The sequence below is a fragment of the Bifidobacterium ruminantium DSM 6489 genome (genome assembly GCF_000770925.1).
GTDB classification, from domain to species: Bacteria; Actinomycetota; Actinomycetes; order Actinomycetales; family Bifidobacteriaceae; genus Bifidobacterium; species Bifidobacterium ruminantium.
On record NZ_JDTK01000010.1, the window covers coordinates 12,815 to 36,815 of the forward strand.

Sequence of the window (24,001 nt, forward strand, 5' to 3'; positions counted from 1 at the left end):
TACGGGATCATCCCCGCGCATGCGGGGAACACATTGTGGATTCCCGCTATCGTAGTGGCTTGCCGGGATCATCCCCGCGCATGCGGGGAACACCAAGGTGACGCAGCTTGTGGTGATCCCCGCGCGTGGATCATCCCCGCGCATGCGGGGAACACTTGCCTCCTGACATGATGGACGCCAAAAGGCGGGGATCATCCCCGCGCATGCGGGGAACACATGGTTGTATATGCAACTATCTCTAGGTTACGGGGATCATCCCCGCGCATGCGGGGAACACCCGTCCTCACAATCAAATCTGGCTCCAAATTCGGGATCATCCCCGCGCATGCGGGGAACACCCCGTTATCCAAGCTTGGGGAATTGCTAGGGAGGGATCATCCCCGCGCATGCGGGGAACACTATCAAGCATCTTCGTCGCAATCATAACCTACGGGATCATCCCCGCGCATGCGGGGAACACCCGACTCCTTCGGCTTGACCTCATCATCTACGGGGATCATCCCCGCGCATGCGGGGAACACTATTTTATTATTACTGCTGAGGGTTTTCAGGTGGGATCATCCCCGCGCATGCGGGGAACACCTGCCGATCGTGTTCAATTGCGCCATCTGATTGGGATCATCCCCGCGCATGCGGGGAACACATGACTCCTTCGGCTTGACCTCATCATCTACGGGGATCATCCCCGCGCATGCGGGGAACACTATTTTATTATTACTGCTGAGGGTTTTCAGGTGGGATCATCCCCGCGCATGCGGGGAACACATTCTCCGTATGAGACCGGATAGCCGCCCACCGGGATCATCCCCGCGCATGCGGGGAACACGACAGCCAATGGCGCCAGAATCGACTGTTTCGAGGATCATCCCCGCGCATGCGGGGAACACCGAATGGATCCAACCACGGAAATACACGGCTAAGGATCATCCCCGCGCATGCGGGGAACACTTCACCGGTGGTGCCGGTGATTTCGGCCACACGGGATCATCCCCGCGCATGCGGGGAACACATTGTTGTTGCCGGTGGGATTGTCCACGTCCGGGGATCATCCCCGCGCATGCGGGGAACACGTGGTGAGCGTATCCGGCAGGGTCACCGACTCAGGATCATCCCCGCGCATGCGGGGAACACCAGACGGTCATAAGCTTGCGACGCGCGTAGGCGGGATCATCCCCGCGCATGCGGGGAACACTCCCCCACTCTCGCCGCCGGACTCAACACCATGGGATCATCCCCGCGCATGCGGGGAACACTATATTAACAGCACCACAATCAACGGGTTGCTGGGATCATCCCCGCGCATGCGGGGAACACCGTGACCGTGTACGCGCTCGAATCATCCAAGATGGATCATCCCCGCGCATGCGGGGAACACGGGCATGTTTGCTTGTACCCAGTCATATATCTGGGATCATCCCCGCGCATGCGGGGAACACATCGAACGTTTCATCGTCGGGTTTGCAACCGAGGGATCATCCCCGCGCATGCGGGGAACACCAAGGCGTCAGCGACGGTCTATTGTAGAGCTTGGGATCATCCCCGCGCATGCGGGGAACACGAAAACCGATACTATGACCGCGAAATAGGCGTGGGATCATCCCCGCGCATGCGGGGAACACATAACCATGTAATTGTTGTCGTATGTGTAATCGGGATCATCCCCGCGCATGCGGGGAACACGCACATGTTTGCTTGTACCCAGTCATATATCTGGGATCATCCCCGCGCATGCGGGGAACACATCGAACGTTTCATCGTCGGGTTTGCAACCGAGGGATCATCCCCGCGCATGCGGGGAACACCTAACCATGTAATTGTTGTCGTATGTGTAATCGGGATCATCCCCGCGCATGCGGGGAACACGCGGTTTTCGTCGCCACCGCGACCATGATGCGAGGATCATCCCCGCGCATGCGGGGAACACACTTGGAACAATGTTTCAGCCCGTTATGGACTGGGATCATCCCCGCGCATGCGGGGAACACCCGACATCCTCTACGCGGCGCGCGTCGTGACCGGGATCATCCCCGCGCATGCGGGGAACACTCAGCAACCGTTTCAACACCTCGCGGCTGATACGGATCATCCCCGCGCATGCGGGGAACACTGATGTTCCAGGGTAGAGACGCGTTGCGTACCGGGATCATCCCCGCGCATGCGGGGAACACTAGCGTGCTGTTATCGAACGTTTCATCGTCGGGGGATCATCCCCGCGCATGCGGGGAACACTCCAATGATCTGCTTTACGCCGATACGCATGAGGGATCATCCCCGCGCATGCGGGGAACACGCGTTGACCTTGCGCAGCTTCTCGGGCGGCTGGGGATCATCCCCGCGCATGCGGGGAACACATTCCCGCTGCGATGATTCAGAACGGCGGCGAGGGATCATCCCCGCGCATGCGGGGAACACTAGGTTATATCGAATTTACTTAGTTCAACATCGGGATCATCCCCGCGCATGCGGGGAACACCGTTCCGGCGCATTGCGCCTTGTAAAAAGAATGGGATCATCCCCGCGCATGCGGGGAACACTTGGAGGATGTGCTTCAGATGACCGTCTACGAGGGATCATCCCCGCGCATGCGGGGAACACATCAAAAGGTCGGGAATCACCCGCCGCACCTGGGGATCATCCCCGCGCATGCGGGGAACACATGCGGGGTTCTTGTCCATGAGATGCAGCATCGGGATCATCCCCGCGCATGCGGGGAACACCCTGCAAGAGGTTCGTGACCATCGTCAATCCGGGGATCATCCCCGCGCATGCGGGGAACACACCGGCGGACCGTCCGGCGTGTACGGCTCCCTGGGATCATCCCCGCGCATGCGGGGAACACGGCGGCAAAAGCGGTGGACTGTTTGGACGCGCGGGATCATCCCCGCGCATGCGGGGAACACCCGTAGGCTGCAGCGTTAACTCCACGCGATGCGGGATCATCCCCGCGCATGCGGGGAACACTCGGTGATAATATCATCTTCGACCACGTTTCCGGGATCATCCCCGCGCATGCGGGGAACACTAGAGCGATGCACCGAACTTCCCCACCAATGAGGGATCATCCCCGCGCATGCGGGGAACACGGGCGGCACATTCCTGCGCGATGTTCCACGTGGGGATCATCCCCGCGCATGCGGGGAACACCGTTGGACGGCGGCAACAGACGGCGCAACACTGGGATCATCCCCGCGCATGCGGGGAACACCTCGTATTGGCGCGTTGGCGCGAACACAGAACGGGATCATCCCCGCGCATGCGGGGAACACAATTTTGATAAAAGCGAAAAACGCACAAACTGGGGATCATCCCCGCGCATGCGGGGAACACCACCAATGAGTTTAATAGTAGTTTCGCCATCTGGGATCATCCCCGCGCATGCGGGGAACACGTCCGGCAGCAACTATTAGGAGAAATCAAAGTGGGATCATCCCCGCGCATGCGGGGAACACCAAAGTCCTGGACATGACCGTGGGACTTGACAAGGATCATCCCCGCGCATGCGGGGAACACACTAAGAAATTAGCACGATACCAAGGCATCCGCCTTCGTATCAGTGTTTTTTCATTTAGTTTTACTTTGAGTACTTCTTCGCCTTTCGATATTTGCTGGCATTACTCCAACCACGCCGAGGAGTACCAGAGAATGATGCTTCCTTCATTTCTTTAGGACGTTTGACGAGTTCCAAACCTTCATAATCCATCGGCGTCCAATCCGCCCGATGCACTTTAAACGCCAGATGCTGTTCATTGCGCGCAGAATAAACCATAATGGCACGTCCCACCTTCGACAGCTCGACGATGCGCTTCCAAAGCTTTTCACGAATTCGCGCATCGATATGACCAACGAACACCCCTGGAGATATCTCCAACAGCCATCGGGTAAGATCGCCTCGCAAACCGGCCGGGCATGCGGTCAACACAACCACTACCATTTTCCTTCATCCCATTCGTCATCAGCATAGGATTTTCCAGCGGCAACCTCTCCGATCCGTTCATCCCACAAGCCCACATGATCTGCATCAGCAATATCCTCATCAGGCTCCGGAGAACCAAGTAATGCTCGAATGTCCTTCACCATTCGTTTAAGGAGGCCAAGGTCATACACCGCATCCCTGATGTTATGGCGAGTCGCAGAACCGATATCTTCAGGCTCCGTAGCCGCCGTTTCGAAAGCAACTGGGATAGATAGCTCGGCCTTATATAGATCAGCGACATCGTAGACAAATGATCGTTCATGCCCGACATGCACAAATCCCAGCCCCGGCGAACAGCCGAGTGCCACAATTGCGGCATGAGCCAAACCATACAGACAAGTGTGTGCGGCGGACAACGCCTTGTTGATTTCCGAACCGGCCATGAAATCATCATGGTCATATGTCCGTTTATCCCATTCCACCCCGGTACGAGCGGAGCATTCACGGTACACGCGTCGTATGCGAGCGCCTTCGCGTCCGCGAAGCTGTTGCATGGTCAAACCACTCACATCTTCACCCGGGAAACGCATCTGATACATCTGGCGTGCCACGGAAAGACGCTTCCGAGTGTTTGATACAAGTTCCGCCTGCCGCTGCAGGAGTGCGGACGAATGCGTCAGCGGTTTTCCGAATGCATACATACGTACGCCCCGTTCACCGACCCAGATTACGGTAGCCCCGTTCTCCCCTATTACGGTCATTGCCTGATGCGTTACTCGTGTTCCCGGTCCCAGCATCAGTACGCTCAGCGTTGCCGCCGGGATATGAGTCACACCGGTACTATCGGTCGCGGTAATGGCATTATCGTCGCGACCGATAGTGCAATGCTCGAAATAGGCAAAGGACAAACGATCCTCAGCACGAACAAGTTCGGTGATCTCCGGCGGCGGAGTTCCCAAAGATGAATGTGCTCTTTTTATCGGCTTGTCATCCACCGCCTTGTCAGAAGAAGCAACCTGAGATTCATCACCATCTTCAGTCTGAGGAACCATCATTCAGCCCTGTTCTCTGTCTCCGAAGCAACCGTCAACAATCCGCATCCGAAACCCTTCGCTCTCCCTACGCCGTGACACAGAGTTCCACGGAACAGGTCAGCATCAGTAACTTCAAGATGTCCTTCGAAAACGGCCGTGGCCAAGGTAACGATTGCATTGCCCCGTTTGAACTGTTCCTTATGACGTTCCTTCACTATCACGTCAGGCTGCCCAGCTTCATTGTCAAGAATCCTAAAGCCGTGTGATGCCGAACGATCAATCAACCACTGCATTTGCTGATCGACCGTGACATGGCCTTGGATCTTGCCAACAATTCCCTCGGCTCGATGCCGGCGCCCTCTATCCTCGCTTGCCTTTCGAACCGGATTCGCACGAAGTCTGAAATGCCATTGCTGACCTTTTGCGATACGTTCGAGCAGCGGGGCATAGTTCTTCGTCTCCCACTCCTCATGCATCGGCCAACCGGCTTGTTCGACGATATGAGTGAAATCCGGCTTTTCCGGACTCACTACATAGAGCCAGACACCTTTATCGTTCGTCAGCGCATCCAACCGCCAAAGGATGCGACCCTCATCGTTCTTTCGAACAGCATCAGGAGGAAAGCTGCACTCCACTGCGGCGTGCAGCTTGTATGGCGAACCGATAAGCTGCCGCGCACCATAGCGTGCCTTATTCAAAGGAATTCTTGAGATAAACATTGCTTCTCCCCTATGCAAAGTTCATGGGATCATCTTCACCTGTGGATTCGAAGGAGGGAGGCCGACCATTACCGTCCTCCTTATTCTTCGGCCCATCGGGGTTAGATATGCGATATCGCCGTACGGCACGATCCGCATACCGACGCCCGCTGGAGCTGAAACTCAGCGGCAGATCAGACCAAGACTCCGCGTTCTCACCTTCCAATGCATCACAGACGATTTCAAGGTCCGGATACCTATAACGGCGGCGATACCAGTTCGCCGCATGCCAGCGTTCGGACTCTAGAGCCTGCCTGACATCCTCGTACTCGTCATGGATTCCCAATGACAACGGATAATCAGGCGGGCAGGAACGCCTGCCTAGGTAAAGCGGCCACTTAGGTGAGTGAATCGCCTGCTCCAAGGTTTCCAGAACCGCTCGATCAGCACCAAGCGCGACCAGGAAGCGTGCATCCGACAGATAATAGCGATATGTCAGTGGCATTTCCTTGTCGAACTTATTGGAATTGCGCTTTCGTGTCATGGATTTCTCCGTCTGCAGATCGCGGATTACCCTGCCACGTTGTTCAGTGCGCACGCCGAACGATATCCCTAGCAAATCCTCTACGGAATCCTCACGACTGCGACCCTGCGCCGAAGCCAGCATACCGATTACGCCACTTTTGGTCGGCTCGTTACGTGTCTCACGCCGAACGAATCGCGAAGAATCGCCCCATGACTGCAATGGACCCGCCAATTGCAATAACAGAACGCTCATTGTAGATCCTCCTCGAATGTCACGCCGAGTATACGGCGTTCAGAGTTTCCCGCAAACCATGCTCGAGGTCCGGCAACGAGACCTGTTCGCTCCACTCCTTCAGGGAATCCACTTCCTTACCAGAAGCGATATACCATGCCTTCACCGGCTCCTCGTTATAATTCACGCGGATCTCATTCAAACGGTTGCCGAGACGCTCGATGCCCTGACGGGAAACGGACAGTCCTTCCTCTCGCCTCACCGGTTCCTCGAACGCATCCGCAGCACTGATCGGCTGGGAATCACGAAGCACCACCACCACGTCTTCGGGCAGCGTATGGTTGGCAAAGGTGTTCTGCTTGCCGGAAGGCATGGATTTGATGAAGGCCTCGACAAAGGCAACGGCACCCTCCACAGCCGTGGAGGTATCCTGCAGCTGTTCCTTCAATGCGTCGATGTTCACCGTCGCGTATCGGTACAACGTCGAGGAATTAAAACCGACCGTATCGATCATGGCCGCGCCCGCATTATCCTCCGATGCGCAGTCATCGACTGCGGTGAAGTAATCATATTCAGGCGTGATTTGATCGATGGAGAACGCGTGAGCCACCTGTGCGGAGGCGTCGGTGTTCAGATCCGGGGCATCAGCCAGCATACGGCCGAACAAGGCGATGTCGATGGCCTGCGGACCATGGAAAATCTCGGATACTTCCTTCTTCATCTTGGAGGGATCCTTGCCCTCATCCGAAGCGGTAATCGCCAAATCGGCAAGTTTGTCGATCTCATTATTGGCGATGAAGATCAGGTAATCCGTTACCGGAGAACCCTTGTCGGAGCCGGCACGATCCGAAGCCTTGACCTTGATGCCGGCAGCAGACAGCACCTTCTGTCCAAGGTCTTCGGCGGATTCCGTCAGGTCAGGTCGCTTCGCTGCGATGGAGGCGGCAATCAGCGTCACAACGCCCTTGGTGCGCTTCCCCAGTTTGCCGCTGTCCAGCATGCCGTCGAAGACGCCGCGCATGGCGCGCTTCCAAGCCTGACTGGAGACACGAGACCTCAGAGCGCCTCCGACGTATGCGGTTTTTGGGCTGCCCGTGTCGTCCCTATTGATGTTGCTCGGCGGTACCTGCTGGATACAGTGGATATCCATGAACATGATTTGTCCTCTTTCCTAATCGGTTTAACTGCTTTGTATTTTTCTGAACGAATTTGGTTATTGCTTTTCCTGCGTTGAAGCGGGTTTCCAGTAGTAATCCCTGCCCCACCGCTGGAATACCTCGCCACGATGGTCAGGAAACTGCACCAGATACAGGTCATAGGCCAAAGAACCATAATCGATCTGGACGTCGGCACTGCGCATCAACGTAATGAGAGCACGGACGCTACGAATTATTCCATTGAAATCAGGAGCGTTCTCAGCAACTCGTAATCGTCGCAGGACACCCTTGGACTGTTCGGGGTCGGGAGCAATCGCCTTGCACGCACGACCGAATGTCATTCGCTGACTCGGGTCGCTCTGGTAACGCTGAGCGACTCCCTGCCTCTTTGATTGCTGATGCACCGCATATAGTCCCAACGCAGATCGAACCGCATTGACCTGACGATCAAATTCAGACGAATTGTCAGACGGCGCGACAAGATCCTGAGGCCAATCCGTGAACAGCTCGTCACCAATCAACATCCAGGATGGGGACATTCCATCCAGATCCCGACGCATTCGTGCAAGACGGGCACGGCTGCTTGGGCTACTGCCGCTCTCGGCGGCATATTCATGCTGTACACTGAATATCAGTTTAGCAGCATATTTACCGACGGCATTCGCTTTGTCATATATGGATGACGTCATAGTCACTTTCCTCCTTTATCCGAATGTACAGGAATCTCCCGTGTGAGAGAGCCGAGTTCCTTATTCAGCTTGGACCGGAACAACAGCTGCGCACGAGCCGCGTTCATCACTCCCATAACACCAGCTTCATGCTCATCGAAAACAGGCACTGGAGACTGTTCCAAGTAACTCTGCCCTGCTTCAAGCAACCGATGATGGACCTCATCCTTCCAATCATTGGAATACTCAATGGGATCATTGGATTCGTCGAAGGCCGCCAGCCTGTCCCGGAAAAGTCCGTCAAGATCCGCATACACGCTTTCCCGGATCTGCTCCGCCGTCTCAGTGGACTTGCTTTTATCTCCTGCCGAGGTCCGTAGATTACGGACGAACTGCACCAAGGCCTGCACCGCATTATCGGTGCATTTCACCGCATCCACCACCGCCGCGATGCCGGCATAATCATGGCGGAACATCACCGTATTCAGCGAAAGCGTATCGTCGATTCCGGTTTCAAACACGCTACTTTGTGTTCCATAGGTCATGCCCTGGGCATGGAGCGTCACCAGATTCAGCACGTGGTCTCCGGAATCGAGCATCTCGGTGCGGATTTCCTCCAGCCATCGGACAAGGCCGGGTCTGAAATCACTATCATCCTTCACACAAAGAATGGGTTCCAGTCCACGCCACAACGCCTTGCTCGCATCATGCATAACCGGCATATGCGGAGGAGCGGGAAGCCCCAGCTTCTTCTGCTGCGGGATGCTTTTCCGCCAAGCGGTCATCTTCTCGAAACCATCGGTGTTATATGGAGCCACAACGTCTCCGTAACAGGACACCACACCAACGATCCTCGTACCCTCTTCGTTCGGCACCAGACGGAGACGACGCGACTGCCATGTCATCGCCTGAACAGGTCCGGCAAACGTAGATTGATTATCCAAGTCAGAAGAAGACACCTCGTCTTGTTCCCAAACCGGGATATCCTGTTCGTTGCCGAATAGACGATATCTCTCGGAGTCGTATTTCGTATCGTAGAGAACCCAATTGAGCATCAGTGTTTCAAAGAAGTTCTTCCCCTCCGCATACAAACCACCAATGCCACCCAGCCAACCGGTGCCGAGCATTCCTTTGGGGGCATACACCTTCCCCTTGTTGACATGCGTATTGCCCTTCACCGGCGTCTTGATTCCCGCGGTATCGAATGCCTGCATGAACGCCAGCCACCGACCGGCTTCAGCAAATGAGATGCTGTCGGTCGCCTCCATGCTCCGCATCGAGAACAGGTACTTGTTCAGTTTGGGAACGTCAGCAATCATTCCCGAAACCGGGGAATAAGGCTTGGCACCCACGTATTCCAAATCGGGAATCTGGAAGAACGGCCGCTCTCCAATCAAGAAGAAGCGGTCTTCCCATTTATCAAGATACCGGTCCACGATATCCATATCGAAATGTTCCGAAGAAAAGATTTCTTTCCACAGCTCGCGCATCTGCTCCTCGTTGATGCCGCCGACACGGTATGCGCGATACAGAATCGCAAGGAACAGTCGGATCAGCGGAAGCTTCTGCTGCGGGATGTCACCCGACAGCTCCTTGATATCCGGAGCATCCGAGAAAACCTGCCGCAACGATATCTCGTCAGGGCGCCCGTTGAGATAGACAACCTGCACCCAAGGCTCGTCCAGCAAGGAAAAGATATTGTCTGTCATCGATTCCCTCCCTATCAGCTTTGACTTCGTCTTTCAACGAAGACAATACACCCAATCATCAATTCTGTCAATGAACGTAAAAGTGTCAGAGTGAGTTGTTTTGATAGATATACCGGCAAGCCCTCAAAAAAAGAAAGCTTGCCGAATTCAACCCCGCGCTCGCGGGGAGCACCACGCATCCCGACACTTTTACGGGATCATCCCTAAGAAATAAGGACATCTCAATTATCCTCTTTCTTGTGATATGTCAATCCCGCCTCACGCGAATAAGCGACTACATGGCCGCATAGTTCGGAAGATACAAAGCCATTCTCCTCCTCATGAAGGAACAACGCCAGCTTCCCCGCAAGCCAAGGAGACTCCTGCCAGCACGCAGCCTCGGAGACGCATCCATCTTCCAACGCAGCTATCAAGGAGTCGATTTTGTCTGGCAAGCACAATCCCATTGGCAATCTCACCGAACACTGGGCTGCGATTTTAGCAACCGCATCATCCGGAATAACATTCGTCGGAATAACAGCGCCATTCGCCACACCGACGCGCTCATCCCCCACCCAGGGCATCAAATGCACTTCATCGTCACATTTATGCAGCAGCATAACCTCCACCGTATCCTGGGTATCTCTTACCGCACGCTGTCCTTTGTCTTCATCATTCTCATCAACTTGTGGAGAGAACCAATTCACCAGCGAACGATTCTGATTCATCGACTTCACCGACTGCAGAAGATAAGTACCAGCTTTCTCCTTTTTCTCTTTTCTCTTCATGTCTCGTCTTTCACAAGCATCGTCATATCGGGCCAACCATGCGGGAGGTATAAGAGCACGGTGATTGTCTCCATACGCGCTTCGCACGGTATGCGCAATATCTTGTGGCAACTGCTGAGTACAGGAAGCGCCGGCATCACTCAGTTCCAAAACCGAAAGCGACTCCATCAAGGCAGCGGCATCGTACACGACATCCACACCCTTAGCGAATCTAGGTCCTTCGGCCGCCCATGCTTCGACACCACGGATATAGCAGGTCGCCATTCGCAAGGATCGAGGACGATCACATTCGTCATCGCCGCGGCGATGACGATGTACACGTCCCAAGCGCTGCATAATCAAGTCCACCGGCGCAATATCCGTTATCAAAGCATCAAAATCGATATCCAGTGACTGTTCCAGCACCTGCGTGCCAACAACTATCAGCCTTTCCGGGCGTTTCCCATTCCCAACCGTGCTCTCAGGCCCCAACAGTTCGCGAAGCTCACGCTCATTAGACATACGATCAATGTCCATGAAACGGGAATGCGTCAGCCTTACAAGATCGTTTCCATAACGCTCGCTCAACAGCTCGAATGTTTGCTGTGCACGCCCAACCGTATCGCAAATCACGCCGATACAGCCACCATCCACAAGCAACGTATCCGCCAAGTTAAGCAATGTCTCGTCATCATCATCGATGATTCCACACCGAACGACCATCGATCTGCCAGACGGTTTTACATCTGCATGTCTGACTTCACGGTCCTCGGTATATGTCAGTAAAGGGTAGGCATCTGAAATGATATGCCTCTCCTTTTGCCCCATAGAAGCATGATTCGTGCCATTACGCTCGACTCGACTATTGCCGGCACGTAGCATCTCCAAGATGCTGCCTCCCCCTGCAGCATTTCCGGATTTGCTCTCGGTTTCGCCCCAACCTTTCAGATAGGCTTCAACCATTTCAGTACGCTGCCGCTCAGGCAATGTCGCAGACAACAGGATGACCGGGGTCCGATAACCGCCAAGCCATTCCAAGGCCATCTTGAGATATTCCTGCATATAGGCGTCATACGCATGGCATTCGTCGATGATGACGACCTTATTCGCCATCGCAAGTTGGCGGAGCACCACATGCTTCATCTGCAGAGCGCCCATCAATACTTGGTCGACCGTGCAGACGAGGAAATTGGCGAGCGCACCCTTCTTACGTCCCCAGAGCCAGTCGGAGACAACGGTTTCCGGCGGTACATCAATCTGTTTTCCTGAACTTCTCCGCCCATCTTCATCTTGATCAACAGAAGAGAATCGGCGATGCGACGAAGCGATAATGTTTCGGAAATCATTGTTTAATTGTGCTTTGCCGTGAGCCAGCCAGACTGTTTTCTCATTAGTAAAATCGCAGGAGGGCAACGCTTCCAACCAGTGGTGCACTCGGGTGAACATCGCATCTGTGGTGGCCATCGTGGGCAGCGCCACGCATACACCACCTCGTCCAGTGCGTTGGGCCAGAATCTCAGCGGCAGCGAGAGCAGCTTCTGTCTTCCCTTCTCCCATGGGCGCCTCAATTACCATAAGTCCCGGCTGATTGGTCTTACTGGCGATTCGAATGGCTTCCTCTTGGACGGGACGGACTTTCGCACCTTCAGGAAGTCTGAAACGTGTCGAGAAAAGCTCTTGACAAGATGGTGGGACATCTTCCGGCACCCACGCATGAGGCAATTGCACATATGACCATGCCCTACTCGCACGGTTCCGCAGACCAGTCCATGATTGAATATCGTCATTTTCCCTGTCATCCAAGAGGGATGACGTTTCATCATCATCCGTCCAAGACTCTGTTCTCACCAAGGGGAACATGGCATCATCGCTATTGCTGGCGATCCAGTCTGCCATAATGACCAATCCCGTTATCAATACAGCCGACTGGGCGCTGAATCTTGCGTCGGAAAGGGATGCCCATTCGCTTTGCCTCATGCCTGCTATATCAGCGACAAAATCAATGAGCTCATCCTGAGTCGCAACCCACTCGACGGCATCTAGGCCGGACCTCTTTTTCTCCAGTCGTGTATCTTCAAGTTTGCTTTTATCTGGAGGGGTACCATGATGTCCACCAACAACACACGCATACTGTCTGGTTGTTTTTCTGTCCCAACCATGGACGCGTATGAGGTATCCTTCAAGAATGGCCTCGCCCGCAATGGGATGTGTGGGACGATTGTGATCCCTCAAACCGGCAATCATGGGAAGCCCCGCTCTCTCGGCTTTCCAAGCAAAACTTTCGGCCTCTGCGCCGAAAGTGATGGGTTTCGATTGGAACACTGGCGTCGCTTTACCGATATCATGCACGCCTGCCAGAAACACCGCCAGCTTCTTCGCCAGCTTTTCGTCTCCGCTAAGGTCCCTGATAATCACGTCTTTAGTACCTTGGGGAACCCAAGTATCCCAAATTTTCGTTGCCATTGCAGCAGAATCAACCATATGGACATAAAGCGGCAACCATTCGGTGTCATCCGCACGATTCGTCTTACCCCAAATTGCTTTTGCCTGCGTAGATAATTTCAGCCCATCATTAAACATACGTTTCCCCCTCCGTTTTTGCATGTTTCTCAGTACATTTCCCTCATCACGAGGCTCTTAGGGGATATCATAGGCTGTGAAAATCGGTAACATGCTTAGCTTAGAAGCAGAAGACTCTCAAGTGGAATAATCTGCATATACGCATACTCATTGGTATGCCTATCCATATCTTTCCATTTTCAATTCCAAATGGAAAGATATGAGCGCACCAAGCACAAGGAGCACACATGCGGTTGGAAATGACAGGAAGTTTTAATACCGATGGGAGTACGGCATCGTCCAACGACCTGCTGTTCCTTGGATTCCACGGGTACAGCAACGATGAATCGGAGATGGTGCGCATCATCAACGCAATCTGTGCAACCGGCAGTCCCGACAACACGCATCACGCCAACGGCAACGCAAACAGCAATGCCAATGGCATCAACAACCGCAATCACCCTTCCAGCTTCCCCATCAAGCCCAACTACATCTCATTCCGCGGCACATATACGCGCCCCATACATCGGCAGCCACTACTGGTATCCCGACGGATGCTCCGTCAGCGAGCGCCAACATGAGTGCAGCCAGGTCGGCGCCGAAGTGGTGCGTATGCTGCAATCACCGGTATTCCAGAGTTTCCGCAAGGTGTTAATCGGTTTTTCACAGGGCGGATACCTGTCGTATCGCATGACTACGGAGTATCCGGACGTGTTCGATATGGCGGTGTTGCTCAGCCCGTCATTCAAAGGGGAAACAGCGGACGCGATCCCTGCCGGCCGCACACGATTCGCGCTTTGCTACGGTAGCGATGACCGTACGATTCCGATCGCCGACCAGCAGTGTGCCCGTGAACAACTTGGTTCGACCGGTCGTTGCACGTATTTCGAATATCCCGGCATGGCGCACAACATATGTGATCGGGAAATCGCCGACGTGCGCGCCTGGCTGGGATTGTGAGCCCGGTTTTAGTCACCCCCTTCGCAATCCGGCGGCATATTCATCAAGCACGTCAAGAATGCCACGATGCTCGTATACAACGCTGCGTTGCTTTCCCGTACGTGCCACCACAACGCCACGCTCACTCAAAGTTTTGATCGCACGCTCCGCTTGCGGTTTGGACAGTCCCACTGTTCGCTGCAGGTATCGCGTGTTGATAATCGGCTGAGCAATCAAATTCGGCAGCACACGCCAAACGGCGGCATCGGAACGCACACCGCGCAGATTCGAACGCGCTTCATCCAACTGTTCGCATAAATCATCGATGAGTTTCCTGCCGCTTGTCGCGGCGAACCGACAAGCCTGTGCGAATCGTCTGACAATCGGCGCGGCATCACCTTCACGGAAAAGGGTCAATGCTGCGAAATAGTCCTCGGTATCATGCAGCAAACCGGCGGAAACGGGAGGCGTGGTATTACGCGACAATCCCTTATTGCGAAGAATCGCATGCACCAGCGCACGCCCGCACCGACCATTGCCGTCAGCGAATGGGTGAATGGTCTCGAACTGCGCGTGAGCAATCGCACATTGCGCGACCACCGACAAATCATCACGCTCGATGAACTCAAGCAGATCCGCCATCGCGCCAGCGATCAGCTCAGGCTGCGGACCGACATGAGCAGCGCCACGTGGCGAATAACCATCGGTACCAACCCATACCAGATTGGTACGGTACGTACCCGCGTATTTTCCCCAACCTCGTTGAGCGGAGAGCAGGGCCTCATGCATGGCAAGAATATTGTTTTCCGTCATGCTATCGCCCAACTTCAGCGCAGCCTCCATGGCACGCACATTGCCAACCACGACCGCCGCATTGTCGCTCGTGCCCTCATCAATAGTTTCCAACGCAAGATTCTTCGCACCGACCGTCAGATTTTCTATCTGGGAAGACGACGAAGCTTCCGTGCGCAGCAGCACCGCGCTCATTGGACCAAGCACATGGCTACCCTCCCCCAGTTTCACAGCAGCATAGGCGTCGAAAGACGCCAGCGCGCATGATGCCTCCTCACAATCCGCAAGCAACTCGGAGGGAAAAACAAAACGCAAATCCGCAAGACTGATTGGAATAGTCGACTCATATTCGCCATTGCCACGAGAACGACGGGACCGTGAGACGGGAGCATCTTCCGGAATATGCCAGACATGGTGCTCTTTTCCGAGCGGAGGAATTACAAGACTTTCATCACTATCCATGTTTCCCTCTTCCAGTTAGCTACACTTATTGAATTAAGTGTAGCTTAATTCTGCGTTAGCTACACTTATTTGAATAAATGTAGCTAACTAACGGGCGGTGCGACGGATACATTAGATGCACTAGGTAATGCGGATGGACATGCACGTCTGCCCAGGCAAACGAGTCAGCGCAGCTCTGCGATAATTTCGCGTCGATGGCGACGTATCGGCGAATCGCATTTACATATAGAAAAAGCCGGACGGTGGATTTTCGGCGGCATACCCATATTGGGCATGCCCTTCAAATCCGCCGTCCGGCAACGCGACTGCTTCTCAAGAATGTGTGCTTGACTCACATGGATGGTACTGAGAACCATTCGCTTAACGATCTGCTTCCGCATGCTTCGGCCACGTCAAACAACGCGGCCACGCGCACGGACACAAATCAAGTCTTGCGCGGTTCGAGCCGCGGTGGACAATGCCACGGCGGCTCGAAAGCCAAAGGATTACTCTAGCCGCAGCTTGGAATAATCGCAAGCCGATCGAAATCCGTGAAGTTCATGAAAACTTATGAAAGTCCACAAACTTCACGGAATACCAATTCAAACCTTGGCTTGGTTCAGGCCTTGGCGACTTCCACGGCCAGCTCGGAGCCTTCGGCGCCGGCTTCCACGCTCACGCTGTCGGCGGAGGTGTCGTGTGCCACCAGATCCTTGAACTGTTCGATCTTCGCCACGTCGCCGGCCGGAACGGTCAGCTTCAGCGTGATGCGGTCGGAGATCTCCAGGCCGGCGGCCTTGCGGGCCTCCTGCACGGCGCGGATGGCGTCGCGGGCGTAGCCTTCGGCCAGCAGGTCGTCGTTCAGTTCGGTGTCGAGGATCACGAAGCCACCGGTCGGCAGCGCGGCGGATACGGAGTTCGCGGCTTCCTGCGCGTCCTTCTCCTCCACACGGTTGATCAGTTCGTATTCGCCTTCCTCAAGCGCGATATCGCCGTTCGGGGTCTCGCACACCGGCACGCCGGCGGCGTCCACATGCCAGGCACCGCTCTTGGAGGCCTTGATGGCGAACTGCACGTCCTTACGCAGGCGCTTACCCGCCACGCGTGCGTTCACGCGCAGCTCGTTCACGATCTTCAGACCCTGGGAGCCGGCGTCCTCCAGCGTGCAGAACTCGATGTCCTTCACGTTGAGCTCACCCTTCAGCACGTCGCTGTATGCGGCGACCGCATCCGGGTTCTCGACCACCACGGTCAGCTTGGCGAGCGGCTGGCGCACGCGGATCTGCTTGGCCTTACGCATCGACAGCGTGCCGGACACGACCTCGCGCACCTTCTCCATCGCGTCCACCAGCTTGGCGTCGTCCTGCAGCACGGCACCCAGCTCAGTGGTCTCGCCGGTCTTCTCGTCGGCAAGGAACGGCCAGTCGGCCAGATGCACGGATTCACCGCCGGTCAGGCCGCGCCACACGGCTTCGGCCTCCATCGGAGCCAGCGGAGCCAACACGCGCATGAAGGTTTCCAGCACGGTGTACAGCGTGTTGAACGCGTTCTCATCACCGGCACCGAAACGCTCACGGTTGTTGCGGATGTACCAGTTGGTCAGCACGTCGATGAAGTCGTTCGCCGCATCGCACGCGTCGGAGATGTAGAAGTTGTCCAGCGCATGCTGGGTCTTCTCCACCAAGCGGCGCAGGCGGGCCAGCAGATAGCGGTCCATTTCCGGCAGCCCCGCCACTTCGTCGGCGCGAAGCTTGCGCGCGTCGTACCCGGCCGCGTTCGCGTACAGGGTGAAGAAGTAGTAGGAGCTCCACACCGGCAGCATCACCTGGCGCACGGTGTCACGGATGCCGTCGGCGGTGACGATCAGGTTGCCGCCGCGCAGTATCGGCGAGCTCATGAGGAACCAGCGCATGGCGTCGGAGCCGAAGTCGTTGAACACACCGTTCACGTCCGGATAGTTGCGCAGGTGCTTCGACATCTTCTGTCCGTCGGAGCCGAGCACGATGCCATGGCAGATCACGTTCTTGAACGCCGGCCTGTCGAACAGGGCGGTGGCCATGACGTGCTGCACGTAGAACCAGCCACGGGTCTGGCCGATGTATTCCACGATGTAGTCGCACGGGAAGTGCTGTTCGAAGGTTTCCTTGTTCTCAAACGGGTAATGGTACTGGGCGAAGCTCATGGAGCCGGATTCGAACCAGCAGTCCATCACGTCGCTGATGCGGTGCATGTGGCTCTTGCCGGTCGGATCGTCCGGGTTGACGCGGGTCAGCTCGTCGATGTACGGGCGGTGCATGTTCACATTGCCCTCATGATCGCGCGGGTAGTCGCCGAAGTCGGCCTTCAGCTCGTCCAGCGAGCCGTACACGTCCACGCGCGGATACTTCGGATCGTCCGAAACCCACACCGGAATCGGGGAGCCCCAGAAGCGGTTGCGGGAGATCGACCAGTCGCGTGCGTTCGCCAGCCATTTGCCGAACTGGCCGTCCTTCACATTGTCCGGAATCCAGTTGATCTGCTGGTTGAGTTCAAGCAGACGATCCTTGATCTTGGTGACGGACACGAACCAGGAGCTCACCGGCTTGTAGATCAGCGGGGTGGCGCAACGCCAGCAGTGCGGGTAGGAGTGCACGTAGCTCTTCTCCTGGAAGAGGATGGCACGCTGCTCTTCGGGAATGCGGGCCAGCGGGCCATCGCCGGCGCGCAGGTTGCGCAGGATCGGCTTGTTCGCGTCGAACACGTACATGCCCTCGTAATCCGGGCACAGCGACGTGAACTTGCAGCCCGCGTCGAGCACGTCCACGCTCTTGATGCCCTTGGCGTTGAGCGTGTTCATATCGTCCTCGCCGTAGGGGGCCTGATGGACCAGGCCGGTACCTTCAACGGTGTCGACGTAGTCGGCGGTGAAGATCTGGTAGCCTTCCGGCCCCGGCACCTTGCCCTCGGCGGCGTTCTCGTCGCCTGCGAAGTACGGGAAGACCGGGTAATAGCGCCAGCCCTCCATCTCGGAGCCCTTGAGCTCGCGCACGATCTCGTAGTTCTCGCCAAGTTCCTTCTCGTAGGAGCCGAGCAGCGGCTTGCCGAGATAGAACTTCTTGCCGGCGAACTTGCCTTCGGTCGGGCGCACCTCGACGTAATCGATGTCGGCACCGACCACGATGGCGAAGTTGGTCGGCACGGTCCACGGCGTGGTGGTCCAGAACACTGCGTACGCGTCTTCCTCGTCGCGCAGCTTCACGGCCACGGACACAGTGGTGTCCTGACGATCCTGGTACACGTCCGCATCCATGCGCAGCTCGTGCGCGCTCAGCGGGGTCTGGTCCTTCGGACAGTATGGCAGCACACGGTAGCCCTGGTATGCCAGTCCCTTGTCGTACAGCTGCTTGAAGGCCCACATCACGGATTCCATGTACGGAATGTTCAGGGTCTTGTAGCCGTGCTCGAAATCGACCCAACGGGCCTGACGGTGGACGTACGCCTTCCACTCGTTGGTGTACTTGAGCACAGAGGCACGGCAGGCGTCGTTGAACTTGTCGATGCCCATTTCCTTGACCTGGTCGACGGAATCGATGCCCAGTTCCTTCTGCGCCTCAAGCTCGGCCGGCAGACCGTGGGTGTCCCAGCCGAACACGCGGTTGACCTTGTGGCCCTTCATGGTCTGGTAACGCGGGATGACGTCCTTGGCATAGCCGGTCAGCAGGTGGCCGTAGTGCGGCAGGCCGTTGGCGAACGGCGGGCCATCGAAGAACACGAATTCGTTCTGGCTGTGATCGCCGGACGGACGGCGGTCGATGGACTTCTGGAAGGTGTTGTCCTTATCCCAGTAGTCGAGCACGGACTCCTCCAGCTTGGGGAAGCTGGGGTTCGGCGCGACGTTGGCGCTCTGCTCGCCGGCAGCAGCCTTCGGATACACATGATTGGTGGATTCGCTCACCGTATGCTCCTCGTTTGGCGGTTTCATTACTTACCTTACGAGGACGATGACTTCCGTGCGATCGCGCACGTCCGGCACCGCGGTACCACCTCGCTTGCCGCACTTCCCTGTTGTTCTCACGCAGGTTGTCCGCCTGCGCAGGTTTCGTACGACCGCTTGACATTCGGCTGTCCGGGCCGACCCCGCCGGTTCTACTAAGCCTCGCCAGAAAGCGTCGGCCGTTCTTCCGGAAGCTCCCCGCTGATGACGGATCATCGCTTTTCGTTTCAAATCGTCAGCCTAGCACGCCGTACGAACGTAGAAACGCGAAAAGCCGCACGGTGTCCACCATGCGGCTTTCGTAATCGCAAAACAATCGAAATACAATCGGCAGGCCGACCACGAATCGACCGAAGACGATCGCGCTCGGCGGCGAATCAGCCTTCGTTCAGCTGAGCCTCGAGCTGCCTGACGATATCGTCGTGCATCTTCTCGGTGATCTTCACCTTGAGCAGGAACACGACCGCGCTCAGGATGATGACCGCGAGCGGCACATAGAAGGCGCAGATCTCGAAGGTCCGGATGTTCGCGGCGGTCATGTCGGCTGCGGTGGCGTTGCCGATCATGCCGGCGGCGATGGCCACGGCTCCGACGATGCCGTTCGAGCACGCGCCCGCGATCTTGTCGAGCATCGGACGGACGGACAGGGTGACGGCCTCGTTGCGCTTGCCGTTCTTCAGCTGGCCGTACTCGATGGAATCGGTCAGGGAAAGGATGGCCGTCATCTGGATGAAGGTCTGCGGCAGATAGAAGAAGACAAGACCGACGGTGACGACCGGCAGGCTGGTGGGGTTGATGATGAACAGCAGATAGCCGATGACCATAAGCACCATGCCGCCGAGGTACAGGTAGCGGCGCGGAATGCGCTTGTCAGAATCGGGTACAGCGGAGCCATAACGATGCCCGCGACGACGGAGACGACGCCGACGATGGAATAGGCTGCAGAGTTGTTCAGAATGAACTTGAACAGATACATGAGCACGCCGGTGGTGGCCACGTTGGCGATGGCGTACAGCAGGTAGGACAGGGCCACCCACAGCAGCTGGTCGTTCTGTGCGAGAGCCTTGAACGCGGCGAGCGGGCCGCCGTTGTCCTCGGCCTTGGTGCGCAGGGTGCTGGAGCTTTCCTTGGTGCCGAACGCGACGGAGCACACGGTGAGGACGCCGAGAATAGCCACGATGATGGCGAAGCAGGTCCAGCCGCTCTGGCTCTCCTGATGCTTGCCGGTGAAGATGTAGCTGAAGTAAGTGACGATCGGAATGACCACGATGGTCAGGCCGTTGTAGCCGATGGAGCCGCCGAAGGAACCGAGGGCGGTGTAGGTGGAGCGCTCATGGGAGTCGGAGGACAGCGCCGGGATCATGCCCCAATAGGAGATGTCACGCAGGGAGTAGAACACGTCGAGCACGATGAAGGTGATGACGAACAGCACGATGAACAGCGTGGTGTTGACGTTCACCAAGCCGAACAGACCGGTGTAGACCAGCACGAGCAGAACGGCGGAAACGGTGCCGCCGATGAGCTGCCACGGCTTGAAACGACCCCACTTGGTCTTGGTGTTATCGATGATGTTGCCCAGCAGCGGATCGATGAAGATCTCCGCGATGCGGATGACAACCACAAGGCCGGTGATGACGCCGATGAGCTTGGTGGCGAGCGCCTTGTCGACCCCGGAGAACAGCGAGCTGGTGACGTAGACGATGAAGTAGGTGCTCAGCGCGTTGTAGAAGGCGGATTGGCCGACGTTGCCGAATGAATAGGCCACGCGGGACAGCAGACTGCCTTTCCTGGTTGGCTTCGCAGACCGCTGCGTCTCCTTCGGTGCGGCTGCGACATTGGATTCTGCCATCGTACTTCTCCTTAGAAGTTGTGATTGAAGCTGTAATCGGAAATCATCATTTGATTTCACATGAGTTAAGTATATCCCTTTACCCCTGTTTAGTAAAATTTAACATCTGCGTTGTGCACTGCTGGGCGTGTCGCATTTTGTGCGATTCTGCACATATACATGTCATATTGTGTGCGATTCGCGGTATTTCGCCGACAGTAGACAAACAAAAGGCGATTGATGACGTAGCATCATCAATCGCCTTTCATATTTTTCCGCACATACGTACGCTAAGCAGCCCGTTTCGACCGGGCAGATCGCTTCGATCGGGTCTGCAATTTTGGCCGCGATTCACGTTTCGGCTGCGCCGGCACGAAACTATCTCGCACTTCCAGCGTCGTCGACAGGTACGCATGCTGCCGTACTGTGCGCTTGCTGGCAATCGCATCGGCCAAGGTGAGAATCGCAACGCGCGCAAGCTCGTTCTGGTCGATTGAGAACGTGCTCAACGGTGGCGACGTAAGCTGTGCGATCGCCTGGTTGTTGATGCTGATGACGCTGATGTCGCGGGGCACGATCACACCAACCGCGTTGAACGCCTGCAGCACGCCGACCGCGATGATGTCCGCCGAAACAATAACTGCGTCAGGCAGTGCGCCGTTGTGGTCGCGGATAAACTGCTCCCCCAGCTTGCGACCATTCTCCACGGTGAACAAGCCGTCAGAATACACCAGTCCACGCAGGTCGAGACCATAACGGCCCATTTCACGCCGAAAATATGTGGCACGCCCCTCTTCGTCCACCTCATAAAAATTCGTCAGCCTCCCCTTGCCGCCGATGAATCCGACACGCTTCATGCCAGCCTTCGCACATGCTTCGACCGCGTCATGCATGGTCTGTTGTAGGTCGGGCTGCACGGAATCAAACAGGTTCGGTGCGGGATTCACATCGATGAACACACCGTATGGCATGACCTCATGCAACTCCTCAAGGTCGCTTTCGGCTATGACATTGGCGCCGATAGCCATGAAACCATCGAATTTCCCCTTCTGATTCAACATCTCGTCAAGACTGTGGAAAACAGTGAGCTCCATACGCTGCTGTTTGGCGTTATGTTCCAGCGCCGAACGCAAATCGGCAAAATACGAATCACGCAGCGTTTCGTCGGACTCCTCGTTGTCCAACAAGGCTACTTCGTGCGGAATGACGATACGCTTGGCCTGGGCGCTGTACCCCAGATCCTCGCTGGCACGGATAATCGCACGGCGAGTCTCCTCACGCACCGACAGCGTCGGATCGCCATTCAACAGACGCGACACCGTGGCCTGCGAATATCCCGTGCGTTTCGCAATCTCCTTGATGGTCGCCATCGCTCCCTCACCCTCCCATGGATGCCTCATCAGATTTTAGTAAAAGCATTACTAAATCCATCATATTACATTACCGAACGTATTCTTATAGCCATGACACAGCCAGAGCAATCACGGAAACCGCGAATCGCGCATCAGTCCACGGAACGGATGAACGAACTGCGTGCACAACAAAAATCCTTTGCCCTGCAGAACATGCGGAGCAAAGGACTCGGCAACGCCGGTCTGCCTTTCAAAGCGACCGGTCATAAAGGTGGCATCAGTCGGCAGGGTTCCAAACGCGGCTGACACCGTGGAGAAACGCGGTCACCGTCAGCCCCACGGGCCTGCGGCTGGAAGCGCCCGCCCTTCTGCGTGGCCGACTTGCCATGTGAGCCACCCCTCGATGACGCCACGCTCCGCATCGGTTCTACCGGACGCGTATACATCAGGCCTCTCCCCGATGATGCTGCGGATGGAACCATACACATATCCACATTTTTCACGGAGACGGTTGCGGGGCTGCCGGCTTTCCATATACCGTCAGCGCATGGAAAGCTTTGGACACAATACATTTTTCACATTGGAGCAGGCACGGGAGGAGGCGGCGAGACGGCATCTTGAATGCAGGCAGGTGTTGTCGCGGATAAGGTCACGCTCCTCGGTTCCACTCTATGTAAGTCACGGCACAGCGCTGGAGCTGCATGGCATGATTGCCACCATGAATTATTTACCCGGATATGGTTCGGAGCTCGTTCACGTTTCGGTGTGCCGGCAACGTGACCTGCGGAAAATCCAGGGGATGAAATTCCATTACGCAAGGCATGGCGTAGACGTGGTGCACGCCGACGAATTGGTGTCAAGCGTCTCCGCGATGCAGGCGGTCTGCCAGATTGCGCCCTATGTCGACGAACGGAGTCTGGTGATCGCCATGGATTGGCTCACTTGCGCCAATCCCGATTTACGCGTCTGCACTCACGATGAGCTCTCCGACTACATCCGGAGTGCGCCGCGATTCATTGGGAGCGCCAAATGCAGAAAGGCCTTGCGCCTGTCCAAACCAGGTACCGATTCCCCGCAGGAAACGGTGCTTCGTTTGGAGAGCGATGCCTACGGGCTGCCTGAGGCACATGTCAATTATGAGATCATTGACCACATACGCGGCTCGGGCACGATGAAGGTGGATATCGCCTACCCGGATGACCGCGTCTGCATAGAATACGACGGAAATTACCACTACACCCACGGCCGCTGGATGTATGACCTCGATAAGCGCAACCGGCTGAGGGATCTTGGATTCACGCCTTTTGTCGCCACCCGCGAGCATTTGGCATCCAAACAGAAGCTGAACGAACTGTTCGGCATGGTCGCCCGAGCGATAGCCAGTCACCGTTACGGCTTGGACTAGTTCCGTAGGTGGTTTTTCGCTTCCGTAGGT

At 56.2% G+C, this 24,001-nt stretch carries 13 protein-coding genes, 2 pseudogenes and 1 CRISPR repeat array (1 of these 16 only partly in view); of the genes and pseudogenes, 3 read left to right on the forward strand and 12 right to left on the reverse strand.

What is annotated here, in order from left to right; genetic code table 11:
* A CRISPR array of direct repeats spans positions 1–3,510; the repeat unit is 29 nt; unit sequence GGGATCATCCCCGCGCATGCGGGGAACAC (it extends 1,586 nt beyond the left edge of the window).
* Positions 3,511–3,571: 61 nt separating this feature from the next.
* The 8 genes from cas2e to OU26_RS05330 all read right to left on the reverse strand — a co-directional run bounded on the left by cas2e (position 3,572) and on the right by OU26_RS05330 (position 13,262).
* Positions 3,572–3,931 (reverse strand): type I-E CRISPR-associated endoribonuclease Cas2e, encoded by a 360-nt coding sequence (cas2e, locus tag OU26_RS05295; RefSeq protein ID WP_026646756.1) that lies wholly within the window; start codon positions 3,929–3,931, stop codon positions 3,572–3,574.
* Entirely contained in the window at positions 3,925–4,968 is a 1,044-nt protein-coding gene (gene cas1e, locus OU26_RS05300) for a type I-E CRISPR-associated endonuclease Cas1e (RefSeq protein WP_081815652.1), read from the reverse strand. Before cas1e ends, cas2e begins: the two co-directional genes overlap by 7 nt.
* A complete protein-coding gene (cas6e, locus tag OU26_RS05305; protein WP_026646754.1) occupies positions 4,965–5,666 on the reverse strand; it encodes a type I-E CRISPR-associated protein Cas6/Cse3/CasE in 702 nt (233 codons plus the stop codon). Before cas6e ends, cas1e begins: the two co-directional genes overlap by 4 nt.
* 10 nt (positions 5,667–5,676) lie before the next feature.
* The gene (gene cas5e, locus OU26_RS05310; protein ID WP_081815651.1) at positions 5,677–6,423 is read right to left on the reverse strand and encodes a type I-E CRISPR-associated protein Cas5/CasD; all 747 of its coding nucleotides are present in this window, start codon (positions 6,421–6,423) and stop codon (positions 5,677–5,679) included.
* A 19-nt stretch (positions 6,424–6,442) separates the two neighbouring features.
* On the reverse strand, positions 6,443–7,558 hold the full coding sequence (gene cas7e / locus OU26_RS05315; RefSeq protein ID WP_026646753.1) for a type I-E CRISPR-associated protein Cas7/Cse4/CasC: 1,116 nt from the start codon (positions 7,556–7,558) through the stop codon (positions 6,443–6,445).
* A 57-nt stretch (positions 7,559–7,615) separates the two neighbouring features.
* Entirely contained in the window at positions 7,616–8,248 is a 633-nt protein-coding gene (gene casB / locus OU26_RS05320; protein ID WP_033498946.1) for a type I-E CRISPR-associated protein Cse2/CasB, read from the reverse strand.
* A gap of 2 nt (positions 8,249–8,250) precedes the next feature.
* Positions 8,251–9,936, reverse strand: coding sequence for a type I-E CRISPR-associated protein Cse1/CasA (gene casA, locus OU26_RS09670; RefSeq protein WP_051592956.1), 1,686 nt, complete (start codon positions 9,934–9,936; stop codon positions 8,251–8,253).
* A 221-nt stretch (positions 9,937–10,157) separates the two neighbouring features.
* Entirely contained in the window at positions 10,158–13,262 is a 3,105-nt protein-coding gene (locus OU26_RS05330; protein ID WP_026646751.1) for a CRISPR-associated helicase/endonuclease Cas3, read from the reverse strand.
* A gap of 227 nt (positions 13,263–13,489) precedes the next feature.
* On the opposite strand from OU26_RS05330, the pseudogene OU26_RS09440 reads away from it, so the two are divergent.
* Positions 13,490–14,201 (forward strand): annotated as a pseudogene (locus OU26_RS09440) (alpha/beta hydrolase).
* Between the two features lie 12 nt (positions 14,202–14,213).
* Here the strand turns inward: OU26_RS09440 and OU26_RS05340 are convergent.
* The 4 genes and pseudogenes from OU26_RS05340 to OU26_RS05355 form a co-directional block, all read right to left on the reverse strand.
* Positions 14,214–15,434: a Fic family protein gene (locus OU26_RS05340; RefSeq protein ID WP_026646750.1), complete on the reverse strand. Its 1,221-nt coding sequence runs from the start codon at positions 15,432–15,434 to the stop codon at positions 14,214–14,216.
* 598 nt (positions 15,435–16,032) lie between these two features.
* The gene (gene ileS, locus OU26_RS05345; protein ID WP_026646749.1) at positions 16,033–19,347 is read right to left on the reverse strand and encodes a mupirocin-resistant isoleucine--tRNA ligase; all 3,315 of its coding nucleotides are present in this window, start codon (positions 19,345–19,347) and stop codon (positions 16,033–16,035) included.
* Between the two features lie 416 nt (positions 19,348–19,763).
* Positions 19,764–21,235: pseudogene (locus tag OU26_RS09445) on the reverse strand (glycoside-pentoside-hexuronide (GPH):cation symporter).
* A gap of 269 nt (positions 21,236–21,504) precedes the next feature.
* Positions 21,505–22,584 carry a LacI family DNA-binding transcriptional regulator gene (locus OU26_RS05355; RefSeq protein WP_033498948.1) on the reverse strand — a complete coding sequence of 360 codons (1,080 nt, stop codon included), beginning with the start codon at positions 22,582–22,584 and terminating at the stop codon, positions 21,505–21,507.
* A gap of 21 nt (positions 22,585–22,605) precedes the next feature.
* On the opposite strand from OU26_RS05355, the gene OU26_RS10495 reads away from it, so the two are divergent.
* Together OU26_RS10495 and OU26_RS05360 are read left to right on the forward strand one after the other, a co-directional pair.
* Positions 22,606–22,872 carry a hypothetical protein gene (locus tag OU26_RS10495; RefSeq protein ID WP_227561954.1) on the forward strand — a complete coding sequence of 89 codons (267 nt, stop codon included), beginning with the start codon at positions 22,606–22,608 and terminating at the stop codon, positions 22,870–22,872.
* A 241-nt stretch (positions 22,873–23,113) separates the two neighbouring features.
* On the forward strand, positions 23,114–23,971 hold the full coding sequence (locus OU26_RS05360) for a hypothetical protein (RefSeq protein ID WP_026646748.1): 858 nt from the start codon (positions 23,114–23,116) through the stop codon (positions 23,969–23,971).
* Positions 23,972–24,001: the final 30 nt, after the last annotated feature.